The 15,106-nt window shown below is 56.1% G+C and carries 11 protein-coding genes and 1 pseudogene; 8 read left to right on the plus strand and 4 right to left on the minus strand.

Features of this window, described 5'->3' with window-relative positions:
• The first annotated feature begins 19 nt into the window (after nt 1–19).
• Nucleotides 20–796 (plus strand): enoyl-CoA hydratase-related protein, encoded by a 777-nt coding sequence (locus BUA85_RS02325; RefSeq protein ID WP_072898987.1) that lies wholly within the window; start codon nt 20–22, stop codon nt 794–796.
• 9 nt (nt 797–805) lie between these two features.
• Here BUA85_RS02325 and BUA85_RS02330 read toward each other — a convergent pair whose 3' ends face one another.
• Together BUA85_RS02330 and xth are read right to left on the minus strand one after the other, a co-directional pair.
• The gene (locus tag BUA85_RS02330) at nt 806–1,378 is read right to left on the minus strand and encodes a DUF2087 domain-containing protein (RefSeq protein ID WP_072898988.1); all 573 of its coding nucleotides are present in this window, start codon (nt 1,376–1,378) and stop codon (nt 806–808) included.
• Nucleotides 1,379–1,563: 185 nt separating this feature from the next.
• The gene (xth, locus tag BUA85_RS02335) at nt 1,564–2,343 is read right to left on the minus strand and encodes an exodeoxyribonuclease III (RefSeq protein ID WP_072898989.1); all 780 of its coding nucleotides are present in this window, start codon (nt 2,341–2,343) and stop codon (nt 1,564–1,566) included.
• Between the two features lie 116 nt (nt 2,344–2,459).
• On the opposite strand from xth, the gene BUA85_RS02340 reads away from it, so the two are divergent.
• From BUA85_RS02340 to BUA85_RS02355, 4 genes are all read left to right on the plus strand, one after another.
• Nucleotides 2,460–3,359: a LysR family transcriptional regulator gene (locus BUA85_RS02340; protein WP_072898991.1), complete on the plus strand. Its 900-nt coding sequence runs from the start codon at nt 2,460–2,462 to the stop codon at nt 3,357–3,359.
• 92 nt (nt 3,360–3,451) lie between these two features.
• Nucleotides 3,452–5,530 carry a hydantoinase/oxoprolinase family protein gene (locus tag BUA85_RS02345; protein ID WP_072898993.1) on the plus strand — a complete coding sequence of 693 codons (2,079 nt, stop codon included), beginning with the start codon at nt 3,452–3,454 and terminating at the stop codon, nt 5,528–5,530.
• 4 nt (nt 5,531–5,534) lie between these two features.
• Nucleotides 5,535–7,244: a hydantoinase B/oxoprolinase family protein gene (locus BUA85_RS02350; RefSeq protein WP_072898995.1), complete on the plus strand. Its 1,710-nt coding sequence runs from the start codon at nt 5,535–5,537 to the stop codon at nt 7,242–7,244.
• A 68-nt stretch (nt 7,245–7,312) separates the two neighbouring features.
• On the plus strand, nt 7,313–8,038 hold the full coding sequence (locus BUA85_RS02355; protein ID WP_072898997.1) for a sterol desaturase family protein: 726 nt from the start codon (nt 7,313–7,315) through the stop codon (nt 8,036–8,038).
• Nucleotides 8,039–8,268: 230 nt separating this feature from the next.
• Here BUA85_RS02355 and BUA85_RS02360 read toward each other — a convergent pair.
• Nucleotides 8,269–9,291: pseudogene (locus BUA85_RS02360) on the minus strand (mandelate racemase/muconate lactonizing enzyme family protein).
• A 561-nt stretch (nt 9,292–9,852) separates the two neighbouring features.
• Nucleotides 9,853–10,179, minus strand: a complete 327-nt coding sequence (locus BUA85_RS02370; RefSeq protein WP_072899001.1) for a HesB/IscA family protein — start codon at nt 10,177–10,179, stop codon at nt 9,853–9,855.
• A 73-nt stretch (nt 10,180–10,252) separates the two neighbouring features.
• Between BUA85_RS02370 and BUA85_RS02375 the strand changes: the two genes are divergently transcribed.
• From BUA85_RS02375 to argS, 3 genes are all read left to right on the plus strand, one after another.
• Nucleotides 10,253–11,425 (plus strand): deoxyguanosinetriphosphate triphosphohydrolase, encoded by a 1,173-nt coding sequence (locus BUA85_RS02375; RefSeq protein WP_072899003.1) that lies wholly within the window; start codon nt 10,253–10,255, stop codon nt 11,423–11,425.
• A complete protein-coding gene (locus BUA85_RS02380) occupies nt 11,415–13,232 on the plus strand; it encodes a cation:proton antiporter (protein WP_072899005.1) in 1,818 nt (605 codons plus the stop codon). Before BUA85_RS02375 ends, BUA85_RS02380 begins: the two co-directional genes overlap by 11 nt.
• Before the next feature lie 80 nt (nt 13,233–13,312).
• A complete protein-coding gene (gene argS / locus BUA85_RS02385) occupies nt 13,313–15,055 on the plus strand; it encodes an arginine--tRNA ligase (RefSeq protein WP_072899007.1) in 1,743 nt (580 codons plus the stop codon).
• The last annotated feature ends 51 nt before the right edge of the window (nt 15,056–15,106 follow it).

A 15,106-nucleotide genomic window follows, 5' to 3' on the forward strand; every position in this document is an offset into this window, starting at 1 on the left:
TACCGAAGGGACCCATTTCATGCAGTATCAGGCCATTTCTTACGTCAACCGCACCGGTGTCGGCGTTATTACGTTGAACCGGGCGGAGGTGATGAACGCATTGAATACGCAGATGCGTGCAGAGATTACCCATGCGGTGAAAGCAGCCGAGCAAGAGGCGCGGGTGCTGGTGATCACCGGCCGCGGCAAGGCGTTCTGTTCTGGTCAGGATTTGGGCGACGGGGGAAACGCCGCGCGGTTGGATTTGGAGCGGACCTTGCGGGATGAATATGTGCCGATGTTGAAGGCCATTTTCGACTGTAAAATTCCGACGATCAGCGCTGTGAACGGCCCTGCGGCGGGAGCAGGGGCAAACCTTGCATTGGCTGCGGATGTGGTGATCGCGAGCGAGGATGCGTATTTTGTGCAAGCCTTTACGCGTATCGGTCTGATCCCTGATGCAGGCGGCACGTGGATGCTGCCGCGCCAGATTGGCATGGCGCGGGCCATGGGCGCATCGCTTTTTGCGGATAAAGTGAGCGCGAAGCAAGCGGCTGATTGGGGCATGATCTACGAGACCGCACCGGCAGAGGAATTTGCACGGCATTGGCAGGCACGCGCAGCCCAACTGGCGCAAGGGCCGACGGAGACTTACCGGTACGTGAAAGACGCGCTTCATGCGGCTTACGATAATGATCTTGATGGGCAATTGGCGCTGGAAGCGAAATTGCAGGGGAAGTGCGGCAAGACCCGTGACTTCAAAGAGGGCGTGGTCGCCTTCCTAGAAAAGCGACCAGCTGTTTTTGAGGGACGTTAATGCCTAGAGTTAGAGAGCCTCGCCAAACGCAGGGCGGGTGCCTGCATTATCTGGGTTGGCCTGTGACCGAAGAACGCGTTCGGATAGCACTCGAATGACCTGGCGCGCCTCCGGCGAGGGGCTTTGTTCAATCCGCCGGTAGGTGGCACCGTCGAGTGTTCGGGTGACAAGCTTATGCTCGATCAAAGATCGGCGCAGCAGGACGTGATCGCCGAAGCGTTCAGCACTTCGTAGGATGTCATTCACCTGAGGCTCCGACAGATCGGTCTTTGAGGGTAACCGGCTCCAAAACCACGCCATGCAGAGGGCTTGGACGGAGGTTTTCTTGGGCCAACGCAACATCTGCCCAGTATCGTCGAAGACGCGCAACGCGTCATGGATACGACGCTCTGCCTCCTTCGACAGGTCGGGGTCTGCTTGGACCTCAGCTTTGAGATGCTGATGATTGCGATAGCCTGCTGACTTCGCAATCAAGCTCAGGAGTTGAGCGTGGCTCGGCTCTTCAGTGGGCCAGTGTTTTCGTAGGGTCTGCGCAAAGGCAGACACGTCCTCGATCACGAGGGGAAGGGGGGACCGGGTCATGTATCTCTCCATTCAGACGCATGGATGGGGTCGAGAGCTGCCCTTGTCGACCGAAGCGTCATGGGATGACGGTCCGAACGTTTGAATGACAGGTTTAGCGTGGCCCTGATGGGCTGGCAGCGTCTAGGTGTCCTGTCGACCTGTGAGGCGGTCTAGACGGGTTTCCGTTGTAAAGCAAGAATGGCTTATGCGGCGAGGTCGACCCAGACGGGGACGTGATCGGACGGTCTTTCACGGCCTCTGACCTCTGCTTCGATCCAACAGGAGTTGAGCAGATCGGCGCATTGAGGGGTGAGCAGAAAGTGGTCGATGCGGATGCCGTCGTTGCGATCCCATGCGCCGGCTTGGTAGTCCCAAAAAGAATAATGCCCGTCACCGTGGGTGGTGGCGCGGAACGCTTCGGTAAAGCCCAGGTTCAGGATACGGCGATAGCTTTCGCGGCTCTCCATTCGATACAGCGCATCTTCGGTCCAAGCCTCAGGGCGTTTGGCGTCTTCGGCCTGTGGGATGATGTTGTAGTCGCCGCACATCAAGGCGGGTTGTTCTTCGGCGAGGAGGGCTTCGGCGCGGGCTTTCAGGCGCTCCATCCACGCAAGTTTGTAGTCGTATTTCGGGCCTGGGGCGGGGTTGCCATTGGGGAGGTAAAGGCCGCAAACGCGCACCGGTGTATCACCCATCACGGTGGCTTCGATCCAGCGGGCTTGTTCATCGCTCTCGTCGCCCGGCAGGCCGCGAGTGACGTCCTCAAGCGGGAGTTTGGAAAAAATCGCGACGCCGTTGAAGCCCTTTTGCCCGTGGGTTTCCACGCGATAGCCAAGGTCTTCGAAATGTTCACGGGGGAAGGCTTCATCAACCGATTTGATCTCTTGTAGCACGGCGACGTCGGGTTGGCTTTCATTGAGCCAGTCGGTTAGCGCGCCGATACGGGCTTTGACGCCGTTGATATTGAAGGTCGCAATTTTCATGGCTCATCCCCTTTGGCATCCGTTGTGACGGAAGCGATTGGGAAGCTCAAGTTCGCATTGCTTTGGGGACTCGGATAAGGCACGTTTGATTAGTCAAATTTATCGTTGGTGAAGATATGATAAAAAGCCGGTTTACCCTGAAACAGCTCGAAGCTTTTGCTTTCGTGGTTGATTTGGGGACGTTTCGCGCGGCGGCTGAGGTTCTGGGGACCACGCAGCCGAATATCTCCGCGCGGATCGCCGCGTTGGAAGCGACGCTGGGCGCGACGCTTTTGCAAAGGGATGCAGGATCGGTGCGTCTGACAGCGGAAGGTGAGGCGCTTTTGGATAACGCGCGAGAGGTTTTGTGGGCCGGTGAGGCGCTGTTGGAAGCGGCGGGGCGCAGGGACAGTGTGACCGAGCGGTTGCGGCTTGGCGTGACGGAATTGGTTGCTTGCACGTGGTTGCAGCCGTTTCTGAAACGCCTTCGGGCTGAATATCCGCAGTTGAAGATTGAGCTGCAGGTCGATTTGTCGGCCAAGATCGATGATTTGTTAGGGGCGGGGCTATTGGACCTCGCGCTTCAAAATTTGCCGTTTTCGAGAAAAGTGAGTGCGCAAATCGCCCTAGGCCGTGTGCCTTATGTGTGGGTTGAGCGAGTGGAGGGCGCTGCGCAAGCGCGTGTTCGAAAGACCGTGGAGCAGCTCTTTGAACAGCCAGTGATGACACATGCGCGAGAGACCCAGGCGGGTCTTGCTTTGCACGATATGGCGCGGGAACGCGGGCTGGATGTGGGACAGATTGTGCATTCGAGTGCCTTATCGGCGTGTTTGCCGATGCTGCATGAAGGGGTTGGCGTCGCATTGCTGCCGTGTCCTCTGGTGCAGGGGGATGTAAGTCGTGGTGAATTGCGTCTGATTCAGGTGGATTGGGCGCCGCCGGAATTGGAGTTCTATGCGCGTTACCATGCGGATCGGGCGGCTCGGTTTGTGGGGCAGGCGGCTGAGGTGGCCGCAGAGGTTTTTGCTGCATCATAAAAATTGATCAACTGCAGAAATTTAATCGATTTGATTGCTGGTGCGGTTTTGGTGTTGAGTGGCAATGTCATGTGATCATTAAGAGGGCAGCCATGAAATCCGCATCTATTCGCATGGGCGTCGATATTGGCGGAACCTTCACCGATGTAGTGTTGGAAAAACACGGAGAGGTGTTTTCGACCAAAGTTCTGACCACATACGGCGCGCCTGAGGATGCGATCATTGATGGGATGCGTCAGGTTTGTGCGCTTTGTGCGATTGAGCCGTCTGCGATTGAGCAGATCATTCACGGCACGACGCTGGCAACCAATGCATTGATCGAGCGGCGCGGGGCGAAAACGGCGCTGATCACGACGCAAGGATTTCGTGATGTGATCGAGATGCGGACCGAATCTCGGTTTGAGCAATACGATCTGAACCTGACCCTGCCGGAGCCATTGTTGCCGCGTCAGATGCGGTTCACGGTTCAAGAGCGTGTGAACGCCAAGGGTGAGATCATGATTGATCTTGATCCTGCCGAGGTCGAGCGCGTTGTCGATCAGATTGAGGAGGCGGGGTTCACCTCCGTCGCGATTGGGTTGATCCATTCCTATTTGAACCCAAAGCACGAACAGATGGTGCGCGATATTTTGCAGGCGCGCTTACCGGACGTCTCGGTTTCGATCTCTTCCGAAGTTTCCCCGCAGATGCGCGAATATGAACGGTTCAACACAGTTGTCGCCAATGCCTACATCAAGCCGTTGATGAGTTCTTATCTAGGTCGGCTTGAAGCGCGATTGGCCGGGGAAGGCGTGACCTGTCGCATCTTCCTGATGCACTCTGGCGGTGGGATTATTTCAATCCAGAATGCCTCGGATTTTCCGGTGCGTTTGGTCGAATCCGGTCCGGCGGGCGGGGCGGTTTTTGCGGCCCATATCGCAGCACGCTACGGGTTAGATAAGGTTTTGTCCTTTGACATGGGCGGCACAACTGCGAAGATTTGTTTGATCAAAGATCAGACGCCTAAAACCAGCCGTGTGTTTGAGGTGGCGCGAACCTATCGGTTCAAGAAAGGGTCGGGGATGCCGATTTCGATTCCTGTGATCGATATGGTGGAGATTGGGGCCGGTGGAGGATCGCTTGCGCATGTGGATGCGCTGAACCAAATCCGTGTTGGTCCAGAAAGCGCGGGGTCTGAACCTGGGCCTGCTTGTTATGGCCGTGGCGGCGACCGGCCCGGCGTGACGGATGCTGATCTGGTTTTGGGTAAGCTTGATCCAGATAATTTTGCCGGTGGGTCGATCCAATTGCATCCAGATAACTCCCGTGCGGCCTTGGCGGCGCATGTGGGGGATCAACTGGATATGGAAGCCGTGGAGGCGGCGCATGGTGTGGCTGAGGTTGTGGATGAGAATATGGCCAATGCGGCGCGGGTTCACGCGGTGGAGAATGGCGAGGACCTGAGCGAATATACGATGATTGCTTTTGGTGGCGCGGCGCCGCTTCATGCGGGGCGGCTTTGCGAAAAGCTTGGCGTGGATCGGTTGATTGTGCCCCCCGGGGCGGGTGTTGGATCAGCGATTGGATTTTTGCGCGCGACGTTCAGTTTTGAGGCCAATCGGTCGGTCTATATGAAGCTGAGCGATTTTGACCCCGAGGTCATCAAAGCTTTGCTGACCGAGTTGCGGGAGGAGGCGACAGGCTTTGTGCGGACCTGTGACGCTGAGCCGGAGATACTGAGCGAGTTCAAGGTCTATATGCGCTACACGGGGCAGGGTTGGGAAATCCCCATTTCACTGACCGAAGCGCAGGCGATGAAACCTGATGTGTCGGTCTTTGAGTCGCGGTTTGAAGAGGATTATACCAAGCTCTTTGGTCGCCCAGTCGCAGGTATGGATATTGAGATTACTGTGTGGTCAGTCAACGCGACAACGCCGCAAGAACAGGTTGATTTGATTGATGTGGAGAGAGGCGGCGGTGTTGCTTCGGCAGAAGGTCAACGCCCTGTCTTTGATGCGGCAGAGGGCGCTTATCTCGACGCGGACGTAGTGCTACGGGATGGCATGGTAACAGGCGCTGTTGCGCAGGGACCGGTTGCGATCACGGAAGATGAAACCACGATCATTGTCCCTGCCAGCCGCAAGGCAATCCGTCAGCCCGATGGCTGCATTGATGTTGTGAAGAAGGGATAAGGTCATGGCTCAGACACATTCGACAGTGGCCTATCAGGTGATGTGGAACCGCTTGATTTCGGTGGTTGAGGAACAAGCCCAGGCTTTGGTGCGCACGGCTTTTTCGACGTCTGTGCGCGAGGCGGGGGATTTGTCGGCGGGGGTTTATGACCTGCATGGCAACATGCTCGCGCAGGCGGTGACGGGGACGCCCGGACACGTGAACGCGATGGCCGATGCGGTGGCGCATTTCATTTGCCGCATTGGGCGCGAGAATATGTTCGAAGGCGATGTCTATATCACCAACGACCCGTGGGAGGGCACGGGCCATTTGCATGACATCACCATGGTCACGCCGTCCTTTCATAAGGGTTCTTTGGTTGGCTTTCTTGCCTGCACGGCGCACATCGTCGACATTGGCGGACGCGGGTTTGGAGCCGATGCGCACAGTGTTTATGAAGAAGGGCTGTATATCCCGATCATGAAATTTGCGGATCGGGGAGAGGTCGATGACACTTTGGTGCGGATCATTCGCGGCAACGTGCGTGAGCCGGATCAGTTGATTGGGGATGTCTATGCGCTCGCGACCTGTAATGAGATTGGGCATCGTCGCTTAATCGACATGATGGAAGAGTTTGGACTTGAGAATTTGGAGGGGATCGCGGAGTTCATCCTAACCAACTCTCGCAAGGCCACTTTGGAGCGGATCGCCGCCTTGCCTCAGACCTCGGCCACAGGATCAATGACGATGGACGGGTTTGATCGGCCGATTACGTTGCAGGTGAAGGTCTCGGTTGAAGGGGATCGGATTGTCACTGATTTTGAGGGCACAACAGGAGTCGATGAGAAAGGCATCAACTGCCCGTTGGTCTATACCAAGGCCTATGCTTGCTATGCCCTGAAAGTTGCCATTGCACCGGAAATTCCTAACAACGCTGCCTCTCTCGCACCGTTTGAGGTAGTGGCGCCCGAAGGCACGATCGTGAATGCGGTGCATCCGGCCCCAGTGGCCTTGCGCCATATCGTTGGGCATTTCGTGCCGGACGCGGTGTTTGATGCTTTTGACAAGATTGTACCATTGTTGGTGCCAGCTGAAGGCGCGGGGTGTTTGTGTAACTTCCAAGTGTCTTTGCGGCCTCGGACCGATGGGCCGGCACCAGAGGATGCGCGGCGGTCAGAGGTGTTAACGTTTAACTCTGGCGGCTCGGGCGCGCGGCCTGAGTTTGACGGGTTGAATGCGACGGCGTTTCCTTCTGGTGTGATGACGATGCCGATTGAGGCGACGGAGCACGCAGGCCCTGTGATCATCTGGCGCAAAGAGCTGCGCGAAGGCAGCGGTGGCGCGGGCAAGATGCGGGGTGGTCTTGGGCAGCACATGGAAGTCGGTGCTATGGAAGGGCATGAGTTTGACATTCAAGCGATGTTTGACCGGCGCGATCATCCGGCCCGCGGGCGTCGTGGCGGGCAGGGGGGTGCGGCCACCGAAATCGCGCAGGATGATGGCAGGGCGATGACTGTGAAGGGCAAGCAGTTCGTGCCCCATGGTCGGAAAGTTGTCATGGCGTTTCCCGGTGGCGCTGGCTACGGCGATCCGAAAGAACGATCTGCGGAGTTGGTGAAGCGTGATTTGGCGCGGGGCTATATTTCGGCGAATACGGCACAAGAGGTCTATGGATTGTCGGGCGCTGATGTAGCGGATGTCGAAGAGGCTGTGCGCAAGGGCGAAGCCTTCTGAGATTTGCCGCGACGTCCGGCTTGGCGATTTAAACTGCTTCGAGTTACGTTGGGTGAAAGGAGAAAACCATGATTCCAACCCTGCGCGTTTTGATGCATATGGGCGGTTTGCATCGACTGGCACCGTTCTTTCTGATCGGTTTGGTTGTTCTATTCGCGCAGTTTGAAGCGTGGATGTTGATCGCTTTGGGCTATGGTGTCGTTGCCCAGTTTTTTGTCGAGTACTGCATGCACCGGTTCCTGTATCATCGGGAGCCGCCGACCGATCAGGGTGTGTTCAATGACCTGTATCGGTCGCACATTGGGCATCATGAATTCCCCACGGATCCTGAGTTCTTCACCGGCGATGACCATTGGTTCGCTGTGAGGTTCGGCTTGGTGTCCGTTGTGGTGCATACGCTTGCGCTGTGGCCGTTAATCGGGGTGACCAACGCGGCTTTGTTCGCGGTCGTTGCGATCTTTGTGGGGTCAATTGGGGCGTTCACCTTCTACGAATACTGCCACACGATTGCGCATTTGAATGTTCCAAAGGGCCGGATTGCGCAGCGGATCACCAGGAGCCATTTGGCGCATCATTATCAAGATCATCATGCGACCTATCATGTCAGTTTTGGTATGGGGTGGATCGATCGTTTGTTCGGCACAAAGCATGACGCCGATGTGGCGCGTCAGCGCTATGACCGCGAGACGATGTTGAGTTTGGGCATGGACCCAGAGGATTTGCGGCTGGTAACGGCGCGCAAAGCTTATGGGATTACCAAGATGCCGCGGAACAGCGCTGCCAAGTCGACTTAGTTCCTTAGAAACGTAGTACGTGTGTTTTCAGTTGCTGCGCGACAGTAGGTTTGCGCCCGAGCCCGAGGGCGGCTCTGTGTTTGCACCGAATGTGCCGCAAAGTGCTTAGGTTGCAAATTTTTTCTTACGTAGTTCATTCGCGCCCGCCCTGGGGGACGGGATCGGGCGCGAACCGTATCGCGGGCGATCCGGAGGCGAGGTTTAGTGGAGTGAATTCGGAGTTCGGGCGATTAGCGATAAATTGCAACGGGATCACCGATGCTATAGTAATCCGGTTCCACGCCCAGTCTGGGCGTGTCTGTCGCGAAGAGCTTCCCATCTTTGACAGTCGGCCCGCCGATGCCGGTTGAGCGGGTGTTGTAGTTGTGCAGGTCAGTGGAATTGATGAGGTAGTCTTCGGGCGTTGAGGCCGCGAAATGGGCCACGGCGGAGGACGTAATCTCGCCGCCCCACGTATCCTCCGACACAACAGGAATGCGATTTGCGATGAGGAAATCGCGCACGCGCCGCGCTTTGGCGAGGCCGCTGAGGTTTGAGATCTTGAGACAGCAGATTTCCGCCCCTTGGTCCTGAACAATGCGCTGTGCCGCGCGCATTCCCGTGACGCATTCGTCGAGCTTCATTGGCTAGCTGACATGGCGACGCACCTGTTGGCATTCCTCGTAGGTGTGGCAGGGCTGTTCAAGGATGTAGTCGAGGTCTTTGGTGGCATTGGCGACGCGTATTACACTGTCGACCCGCCAACCTTGGTTCGCATCTGCCGTCGCCTTTTCGCCCTTTTGTAGCAGCGGGACTGTACTGCGTATGCGGTCGATGTCGACCTCCCAATCTGCGCCAACTTTGACCTGAAACTGACGATAGCCCGCAGCGCGGTGTTGATTGAGTTCGGCCTTGGTTTCTTCGACGGATTCCTGAGGGGCCACGCGGTACATCGGCGCCCCATCGGTGAGTTTGCCGCCGATCAGCATCCAGACCGGCACCTCCAGAGCTTTGCCCAGAATGTCATAGCAAGCCGCGATAATGGGTGATTTTGCGTATCTGTGGCCTTGGACGGCGTGGTCCATCGCGTAGTCAATCGCGTCGATCTGGCGTGGGTCTTGACCTATGAGAACGGGTGCAAGGAGTTTTGCGGTGGCTGCGACACCCTGCGAATGCGCGACCATGTAATTCTCGCCGCAGGGTGTGAATTCGCCACAACCCGTGATGCCTGCGTCGGTTTCAATCACAACGACGGAGGCCTTGGCAACGGAGATCTCGTTGCCCGCGCCCTAGCCATAAGTGCCTCCCACATAGGGTAGGTCTGTCTGGTAAATGCGTAGGGTGGTGATTTTCATGTGAGTGTTCAAAGTGGTTTGCACGTTGCAACGTGTCAGAACGCAAGCTTTAGGTAAATCAGTTTTTGTCTAAACGGATTTATCGTCTTTTTTGGAAACCAGATCTGCAAATACCTTAGCGACTGTGCCTACAACGGCGATGATCATCGTTCCGATGATTACTTGGCAAAGAAAAACACCAAATAATACGACGTTGAGCAAGCTGAACAAAAATAGAGCAACAAATACTTGAGCGAAATGGCGCCAGCTCACGCGTTTGATCAAGCAATAGTATTAGACACCGGCGAAGATTATCACAATGTTAGCGACACCAATGGCCTGAATGGACATTTGCTGACCAGTTAGACCACCATAAAATCCGACAACGAAGCCACCTAGGAACGTTAGACCCCATAAGCAAAGCGCGTGAAACAGAACAGTTTTAAGATTCCTAGGCATAGTGCGTTTCAGACTTTCGATGAAAACTAGGATTGGATTAGGTCAAATCGAAAAACTAGTCCCGCAGCCGCAAGAACTGGTCGCATTCGGGTTGTTGATCACAAACCGCGCGCCAATCAGTTCTTCGGTGAAGTCAATCACAGCTTCGGTCAGGAACGGCAAAGACACATCATCAATGACGACTTTCTCTCCCGCGCCTTCCAGCACCAAGTCTCCATCTTTGACGTCATCGAGATCAATCTCATACTGGAAGCCAGAACACCCGCCGCCTTCGACTGCGACCCGTAGGGCTTTGCCTTGATCGGAAGCACCAATCTCGGCCAGACGCTCAAATGCGCGTTCGGTCACTTTGGGGGGAAGGGTGAGCATTTTAAAGACCTATTCGTCGGGTTCGAACCCATATATAAGGGCAGCAGGCAAAGACGACAAGGCAGGCAAGGGCATGGCAGCGCCTTATGCGACCGATCCGAGCAATGTGCGCGGTCGGTTATTTCCTGAAGAGGAATCCCTCTTTCGATCCCCGTTCCAACGGGATCGGGATCGTATCATTCATGCAAGCGCGTTTCGGCGGCTGAAGCATAAGACCCAAGTTTTTATTGAACATGAGGGCGACTACTTTCGCACCCGTCTTACACACTCAATTGAGGTGGCTCAAGTTGCGCGAACCGTGGCGGCGGCGTTGGAGTTGAACGTAGAGCTGACCGAGGCCGTCGCCTTGGCGCATGACTTGGGCCACACACCGTTCGGGCACACAGGAGAAGACGCGCTGGACCGTCTGATGCAGCCCTATGGCGGGTTTGACCACAACGCGCAGGCTCTGCGGATCGTGACATCGTTGGAACGACACTATGCCGAATGGGACGGGCTGAACCTGACGTGGGAAACCTTGGAAGGCATTGCTAAGCACAATGGGCCGGTGACAGGTGACATCCCATATGCCTTAGCGCTTTATAACGAGCGGCATGATTTGGAGTTGAACACCCACGCCAGTGCGGAGGCGCAAGCGGCGGCCTTGGCGGATGACATTGCCTACAACAATCATGACCTGCATGATGGTTTGCGGGCGGAGTTGTTTAGCACCGATGAATTGGCAGAGATGCCGATTTTGCAAGATTGCTTTGCGGAAGTGGATCGCAAGTATCCGGGCCTCAATTACTATCGCCGTCGGCACGAGGCGTTACGCCGGTTCTTTGGTATTTTGGTGGAGGACGTTATTGTCGTCAGCCGCCGCAAATTGGCGGAGCTTGGTCCAGCGAGTGTACATGACGTGCGCCATGCGGGTCGGATGATGGTGCAGTTCACACCAGAACTTTGGGAAGACCTGAAGGTCATCCGCAAGTTTCTCTTCACCCGTATGTACCGTGCCCCCGTCGTGATCGAGATGCGCGAGGCGGTCACGCATATGATCGATGAGCTTTTCCCGTTTTTCATGGAAAACCCCGAGGAATTGCCAAAGCAATGGCGCAAAGATGTGGCCTGCGCGGGGAGCGAAACTGCTTTGGCGCGGATCGTTTCTGATTATATTGCTGGAATGACTGATCGGTTTGCGATCCAAGAACACAAGCGTCTGATTGGGGGGACGCCCGTACCGCCGGGAGTAACTGATGGCACTTGAAACAGCGAGCGATGCGCTTCAACCAGTGATGGCCTTTGCGCTTGTCGGCGTTTTGGGCGTTGGATCGCAATGGCTGGCGTTCCGGCTGCGAATGCCTGCGATCGTCTTGATGTTGCTGGCGGGTATTTTGATCGGTCCGGTGGCGGGCGTTTTCGATCCGGAACGGGACATTGGCCCTTTGATGTCGCCAATGATCTCCATCGCAGTGGCGATCATCCTGTTTGAAGGGGGGCTCACGCTCAATTTCCATTCGCTACAGGATGCGGTGAAAGGCGTGAAACGACTGGTCTTTGTCGGTGCGCCGCTTGGCTGGCTCACATCAGCCTTGGCGCTTCATTACGTTGCGGGGCTAAACTGGGAATCCTCGGTGGTCTTCGGTGGGATCATGATTGTGACAGGACCGACAGTGATCGCGCCTTTGCTGCGAACGGCGCGGCTTTCAAAACGACCGGCCGCGCTTTTGCAATGGGAGGCCATCGTTAACGATCCCATCGGTGCCTTGGCTGCAGTGCTGGCGTTCAGTGTGGTTTTGGTGCTGACGGCATCGACGACCTTGGGCGAGGCGATTTGGAGCTTTGTGATTGGCATCAGCGTGGCCACCGCTCTTGGTTTCATTGGCGGCTACGGCATTGCGCGGTCATTCCGTGAGGGTTGGGTGCCGGAATATATGAAGGTTCCGGTGCTGTTTGTGGTTCTTTTGGCGGTCTTCGCTCTTTCGGATTTCGTTCTGCATGAAAGTGGGCTTTTGGCGGTTACGATCATGGGCATCGTGATCGCGAATAGCAATTTGCCGAGCTATGGCGAGTTATTGCGGTTCAAAGAACACGCGACGATCTTGTTGGTGTCGGGTGTCTTTATCCTTTTGGCCGCGAACATCGAGTTTTCCGCATTGGCCCAGCTGAATTGGCGCGCTGTTGCTTTCGTTTTGGCGATGGTGTTGCTGGCTAGGCCGATCACAGTGTTGGTCTCACTAACCGGGTCAGGCATTCCGTATAAGGAGCAAATCCTCGTCGCCTTCACTGGCCCGCGTGGTGTTGTTCTTGTCGCGGTCGCTGGGCTTTTCGGTGAACGGTTGTTCGCATTGGGATTCGAAGATGCGGCGTTGATCGCGCCGCTGGCCTTTGTCTTGGTGGCCTTCACCGTCGTTTTGCATGGGTTCACCTTGGCCCCATTTGCGAGGGCATTGGGGCTGACAGGATCGGACATTCCGGGAGTGATTTTGGTTGGAGGTCGACCATGGACGACGGCCTTTGCTGAGGTTTTGCAGAAGTCTGACGTGCCTGTGCTGATGACCGATCCAAACTTTGGCAACTTGCGTACCGCCCGTACGGCAGGGATTGAGACGTTTTCGGGGGATATTTTATCTGAAGCGGCGGAGCATCGGTTGGAATTGGTGAGCTACACTACAATCGTGGCTGCGACCGACAATGACGCTTACAATACGTTGGTCGCAACAGACCTCGCGCCGGAGTTTGGGCGGGACAATGTGTTTCAGGTGATGCGAGATACCTCGGACAGTGCACGGCATCATCTGCCAACAACACTAGGCGGCAAGGGTTTTGGGCCAGAGATGACAGATCGAGAGATCAACGCTTTGATCCGACAAGGCTGGGGTTTTGGCGCGACGCGTTTGACTGAAGAATATACAGCCGACCAGTGGCGGGCGGAGAACCCCGAGGCGCATGTTTTTGCGCGGATTGATCCCAAAGGGGTGATCCGGTTTGTCCAGTCTGATGACGACGTCAAAGGCGCGCCGGATGTTCGCATCGTTTCGCTGAGGCCCAAGACTGAAGTTGAAGCGGCCTAAAGGGTCGGTGTACGTGCCTCTGTTGACCCGCCGCAGCAAGGTGATACATGGGACGGCGAGCTTTTCTATGGATATGAAATATGAACCTCTTTGCTGATCTTCGCGCAACTGTTGTGGCAGCCATCGATGCGATGGTGGCTGAAGGTGCATTGCCGGACGGGTTGAACACCGCCGCCGTGACGGTTGAACCGCCGCGCGATCCGTTGCATGGGGATATGGCGACGAACGCGGCGATGGTTTTGGCGAAACCTGCCAAGATGAACCCACGCCAAATCGCCGAAGGTCTTGCCTCGAAACTGGCGGCGGATGACGCGGTGACGAGCGCTGATGTGGCGGGGCCCGGCTTCATCAATCTGCGGCTTGCAGCAACGCAGTGGCACGGGGTGATTTCGGCGGCTCTAACTCAGGATGGCTATGGCCGGTCTGCGATGGGGCAGGGTCAGAAGATGATGGTGGAATATGTCTCCGCCAACCCGACGGGGCCTTTACATGTGGGTCACACGCGCGGTGCGGTGTTTGGTGACGCTTTGGCGAGCCTGCTGGACTACGCCGGTTTCGATGTGACGCGGGAGTATTACATCAACGATGGCGGTGCGCAGGTCGATGTGCTCGCCCGGTCTGTGTACCTGCGCTACTTGGAAGCGCATGGGCAAGAGGTGGCGTTTGAAGATGGTACATATCCCGGCGACTATCTGATCCCTGTTGGTCTGGCGCTGAAAGACAAGGTTGGTGATAAGTTCGTCGACAAAGGCGAACAGTTCTGGCTGGAAGAGATCCGCGAGTACGCAACTGAGGCCATGATGGACCTGATCCGCGATGACTTGGCCCAGCTTGGCATCAAGATGGATATGTTTTTCTCGGAAAAATCGCTCTACGGAACTGGCCGGATCGAAGACGCCATCCAATCGCTCAAGGACAAAGGGCTGATCTATGAAGGCGTGCTTGAGCCGCCAAAGGGCAAAGTGCCTGAAGATTGGGAACCGCGTGAGCAGACATTGTTCAAATCCACTGAGTATGGCGATGACGTGGATCGGCCAGTCCAGAAATCAGACGGGGCGTGGACCTATTTCGCGCCGGACATTGCCTATCACTACGACAAGGTTGAACGTGGCTTTGACCAGTTGATCGACGTCTTTGGCGCGGACCATGGCGGCTATGTGAAACGGATGAAGGCAGCTGTTGCGGCCTTGTCCGATGAAAGAGTGCCACTCGACATTAAACTGACGCAGTTGGTCAAGCTCTATAAGAACGGCGAGCCGTTCAAAATGTCAAAACGGGCAGGGACGTTTATTACTCTACGCGATGTGGTGGAGCAGGTTGGCGCGGATGTGACGCGGTTCCATATGCTAACCCGCAAAAACGATGCGCCGCTTGATTTCGACTTCGACAAGGTGACGGAGCAATCCAAGGATAACCCTGTCTTCTACGTCCAATACGGGCACGCGCGGGTGAACTCGGTTCTGCGCAAAGCGCGGGATGAGGGCTTTGATGTCAGCGATGCGAATCTGCAGGGTGCTGAATTGTCAGCGATCACCCATGATGCTGACATCGCCCTTGCGAAGAAGCTCGCCGAATGGCCGCGTCTGATCGAGATCGCCGCAAAAGGGCATGAACCGCATCGGATCGCGTTCTATCTTTATGATTTGGCGTCAGAATTCCATGGTTTGTGGAACAAGGGCAACGATGATCCATCGCTGCGCTTTGTGCAGACGGGTGACATTGCCACAACACAAGCAAAAATCGCGCTGATCCGTGCGGTACAGCTTGTTATTGCATCGGGCTTGGGTATTTTGGGCGTAACGCCGGCGGAAGAGATGCGCTAACGCACGAACTGCCGGTCCAAGCAGATCCCAAAGAGGCCGAAAACGGTCCAA

Source organism: Cognatiyoonia sediminum (assembly GCF_900129845.1).
Lineage (GTDB): Bacteria > Pseudomonadota > Alphaproteobacteria > Rhodobacterales > Rhodobacteraceae > Cognatiyoonia > Cognatiyoonia sediminum.

Excerpts from the sequence above, each read along its gene's own strand:
- BUA85_RS02325 (WP_072898987.1), top strand. The coding sequence starts at position 20 with ATGCAGTATCAGGCCATTTCTTACGTCAACCGCACCGGTGTCGGCGTT.
- BUA85_RS02330 (WP_072898988.1), bottom strand. The coding sequence starts at position 1,378 with ATGACCCGGTCCCCCCTTCCCCTCGTGATCGAGGACGTGTCTGCCTTT.
- xth (WP_072898989.1), bottom strand. The coding sequence starts at position 2,343 with ATGAAAATTGCGACCTTCAATATCAACGGCGTCAAAGCCCGTATCGGC.
- BUA85_RS02340 (WP_072898991.1), top strand. The coding sequence starts at position 2,460 with ATGATAAAAAGCCGGTTTACCCTGAAACAGCTCGAAGCTTTTGCTTTC.
- BUA85_RS02345 (WP_072898993.1), top strand. The coding sequence starts at position 3,452 with ATGAAATCCGCATCTATTCGCATGGGCGTCGATATTGGCGGAACCTTC.
- BUA85_RS02350 (WP_072898995.1), top strand. The coding sequence starts at position 5,535 with ATGGCTCAGACACATTCGACAGTGGCCTATCAGGTGATGTGGAACCGC.
- BUA85_RS02355 (WP_072898997.1), top strand. The coding sequence starts at position 7,313 with ATGATTCCAACCCTGCGCGTTTTGATGCATATGGGCGGTTTGCATCGA.
- BUA85_RS02370 (WP_072899001.1), bottom strand. The coding sequence starts at position 10,179 with ATGCTCACCCTTCCCCCCAAAGTGACCGAACGCGCATTTGAGCGTCTG.
- BUA85_RS02375 (WP_072899003.1), top strand. The coding sequence starts at position 10,253 with ATGGCAGCGCCTTATGCGACCGATCCGAGCAATGTGCGCGGTCGGTTA.
- BUA85_RS02380 (WP_072899005.1), top strand. The coding sequence starts at position 11,415 with ATGGCACTTGAAACAGCGAGCGATGCGCTTCAACCAGTGATGGCCTTT.
- argS (WP_072899007.1), top strand. The coding sequence starts at position 13,313 with ATGAACCTCTTTGCTGATCTTCGCGCAACTGTTGTGGCAGCCATCGAT.